The 2,898-nt window shown below is 60.0% G+C and carries 4 protein-coding genes and 1 pseudogene; 1 reads left to right on the top strand and 4 read right to left on the bottom strand.

Annotated elements, in window-relative coordinates:
- Positions 1-706 precede the first annotated feature (706 nt).
- From VFU66_RS11240 to VFU66_RS11225, 4 genes are all read right to left on the bottom strand, one after another.
- The gene (locus tag VFU66_RS11240; protein ID WP_326446346.1) at positions 707-1,009 is read right to left on the bottom strand and encodes an SdpI family protein; all 303 of its coding nucleotides are present in this window, start codon (positions 1,007-1,009) and stop codon (positions 707-709) included.
- Positions 1,010-1,088: 79 nt separating this feature from the next.
- Positions 1,089-1,298, bottom strand: a complete 210-nt coding sequence (locus VFU66_RS11235; protein ID WP_326446345.1) for a DUF7661 family protein — start codon at positions 1,296-1,298, stop codon at positions 1,089-1,091.
- Positions 1,299-1,417: 119 nt separating this feature from the next.
- Positions 1,418-1,804, bottom strand: coding sequence for a RidA family protein (locus tag VFU66_RS11230; protein WP_326446344.1), 387 nt, complete (start codon positions 1,802-1,804; stop codon positions 1,418-1,420).
- 34 nt (positions 1,805-1,838) lie between these two features.
- Complete coding sequence (locus VFU66_RS11225; RefSeq protein WP_326446343.1) at positions 1,839-2,342, bottom strand: GNAT family N-acetyltransferase; 504 nt, start codon at positions 2,340-2,342, stop codon at positions 1,839-1,841.
- A 195-nt stretch (positions 2,343-2,537) separates the two neighbouring features.
- On the opposite strand from VFU66_RS11225, the pseudogene VFU66_RS11220 reads away from it, so the two are divergent.
- A pseudogene (locus VFU66_RS11220) lies at positions 2,538-2,735 on the top strand (IS110 family transposase); the annotation flags it as partial.
- Positions 2,736-2,898 lie beyond the last annotated feature (163 nt).

Genomic DNA, 2,898 nt, shown 5'->3' with positions numbered 1-2,898 from the left:
CGGGAGGCCCTCCTTTTCTTGGCTCCTCTTAGCGGGTCAGACGCGATTCGACGAAGGCGGTTGAGCCTCCGCCACGAGTTTGTATTCGTGATTCGGTTGCCAAATGAACTGGAACGCTACGTACATCACGGCCAACCAAGCGTAGCCGGCGTATCGCAGTTCCGTCTTCGGCATCAAGTGGTCCAGCCTACCTGTGAACAGCGCATACAGCACCGCGCCATTGACAGCAACCCACACCGAGAATGGCAGCCAAAAGCCACTTCGGACGTTGCCTATGAGCTGTGCACCGCAGGCGAGGCAATAGACCCTCACTGGGGAAAGCTTCCATGCCGGGACAGAGGCTCGTGCTCCAGTAATGTCCGTGCGAATCCCAGCTCGCTGACCGCATGCTGGGCAGGCCGGGATGACAAATCGTCGATACGCATCTAGAAGGTTCGTCATCGTTTCAGGGGCCTCTGGCGCTGGGTGGCAGTTTCGGACCAAAGCAAACGCTGTCCTCAGGAGCCACGGGACCTTTCGCCAGTCCGAGTAAGGGGATTATGCCCCTGCATCACAATCCGGAGTGCCTCGCCGTATAGCAGGCGGCGATTAGCGTTACGGCGTCACGCTAACAGGTTGAACAGGTCCAGACGCCGGCGCACGAGGCCAAAGCGGCCCGGAATCCGGAGTGGTGAGTTATCGGGGGGATACCGGCTTGAACAAATGGTTAGGCAGCACGGCGCAGATAGACGGACGACGCGACTAACGCTGCCAACAAGGGGAGCGCGAACGCAAGAACAGCGTAGGGCGATGGCGGCAGTACCAGAAGCAGGATGACGCTAAGCGCCGATGCAGCGAGCACGGCGTAGCCGCAGAAGAAGTTGACGCGGTACCAAAGGTTCCGGTCGGCCAGGGTGCGGCGCGTCCGAAAGCCGTAGAACGGATTGGGTGGAACCCATCTAAAGATAAGCGGAAGCGAAAGAACCGCCAGGACGACGGGAGCAATGAGCAGCGTGTAAGGAGGCGCCATAACGGCTCTGTCCTGCCTAACGTTGGAGGTAACTGGCAACCGAGGATCGGCAGGAACGCGCCGACATCGCCAACAGCCCTCAAGTTAGTCGAACGACGTTGGGTTTCTGTGGAGTCGATGCCTCGTGAAACAAATCGTCGAAATACTGCGCGAGTTCATTTTCATGGAGGTTGTCAGGGATTGCGACAGGAAAAGGCGAGCGCTTCCCGTCCGCGCCAAGCAGGTACGTGCACCATTGTTCGCCGTCGCGCTCCACAAGGAAGCGCTTCCCATAGACATCGAGCTTCACGGTCGGCCTCGTCATCCGGGGGCCCAACGTTCGGCATCGGCGGCGGCACAAAGTAGCCGAAGGCCGCTTTGGTACGGCCACTCGATGGACGGCTTAGGCGTCACGGCTTCGCTCCGCAACTACTTGTTTTGTTTAAGGGCGGTAACTTCGATTTCGATGCGCATCCGCGGGTCCAGCAGGTTTGCCGAGATCATCATCGCCGCTGGACGCACCTCACCGAAGTACTTACGCAGCACAGGCCAGCACTCCGGAAACTCCTCCCCATCCGGAAGCACGTAGGTCACACGGACCACATCGTCAAGGCTGGAACCGGCCTGGAGCAATGCGGCCTCGATGTTCTTCAAGCATTGCTCCGTTTGTGCCTGGACGCCATCAGCGATGGTCATCGTCGAGTAGTCGAAGCCGGTAGTGCCTGAAACGAAGATCCAGTCGCCTTGAACTACGGCTCTGGAGTAGCCGATCTCTTGCTCGAAGGATGAGCCCGAGCTGATGAGCGTGCGCTTCATAGAAGGGAGATGGTGGTGGTGAAATGCGCGACGCCTAACGCTTGAGCGGAGCGGCTCGCGCGAAGGGTTCGGCCGCACTCTGCTGCAGCCTCAAGGTCATGAAGACGCTGTTCGGATCTTCCGTGTATTCGCCGAAGGGGCCGCAATAGTTGAACCCAAAGCTCTCATAGAGCTGCTGAGCCGGCTTGAATGCCTCCACGGAGCCGGTCTCCAGGCTCAGGCGCTCATAACCGCGAGACCTGGCAACTTGTAGGATGTGGGTCAGAATGGCGCGCCCTGCGCCCCGGCGCCGAAGCCTGGCCGGAGTGCGCATCGACTTGATCTCACCGTGCGTGGGATCGAGTTGCTTGAGGGCGCCGCAGCCGAGCAGTTCTGAACCGTCCCAGGCAGACCAGAAGGTGATCTCGGGCTTGCGCAGTCGCACAAGGTCGAGTGCATGAACACTCTCCGGCGGAGAGAGTTCAAACATGTTCCGCAGGTGCTCATTCAGCAGTGCATGAATCTCTGGGCGCGAGAGGTCGTCGATCTCGATTCTCATGGGAGCAGGGGTGCGTGTGTGCGGCCTAACGATAAAGGTAACCGGCGCGCCGCGCCGACGCTCGCGTGGAAGAAGTCATGTGCCGAAGCGTCCGCGTTGACTGATGGGATGGACTCCCCCTGATCTTTCGGCATCATCGTGCCGGCTGGCCTCATGTGGTGTGGGGTGTCAGCGCTCAATCAGAAGGAGTCCGACATGAATGCTGCCGCTGCTTTGCCGGTTCTGGGTGTGGATCTGGCCAAATTCGTGTTCCAGCTTGCCGTTGCCGATGGCTCCTGGCGGGTGGTCGAATCGCATCGCCTCACGCGCACCCAGTTCGAGCGCTGGTTCGTCAACCGCGCCGTGGGCCTAGTGGTGATGGAAGCCTCTGGCTCGGCGCACCACTGGGCGCGCTGGCTGAACAGTCTCGGTAGTGGGGACTGTCTGAATTTTTGTGTGTCGAGCCATATACTGCCCGAGGGCGGGAGAGGAAGGTATGGCGAAGAACGACACGGGAGTGTTTTCCAATGAGCTGCTCGACCAACTGCTGTCGGGACGGGATCCGACGACGGTGCTC

Source organism: Edaphobacter sp. (genome assembly GCF_035763405.1).
Taxonomy (GTDB): domain Bacteria; phylum Acidobacteriota; class Terriglobia; order Terriglobales; family Acidobacteriaceae; genus Edaphobacter.
The sequence above is the reverse complement of the archived record's forward strand: the minus strand, read 5'-3'. Positions and strand labels throughout refer to the sequence as shown.

Coding starts and splice junctions, on each gene's coding strand:
- VFU66_RS11240 (WP_326446346.1), bottom strand. CDS start 1,009: ATGGCGCCTCCTTACACGCTGCTCATTGCTCCCGTCGTCCTGGCGGTT.
- VFU66_RS11230 (WP_326446344.1), bottom strand. CDS start 1,804: ATGAAGCGCACGCTCATCAGCTCGGGCTCATCCTTCGAGCAAGAGATC.
- VFU66_RS11225 (WP_326446343.1), bottom strand. CDS start 2,342: ATGAGAATCGAGATCGACGACCTCTCGCGCCCAGAGATTCATGCACTG.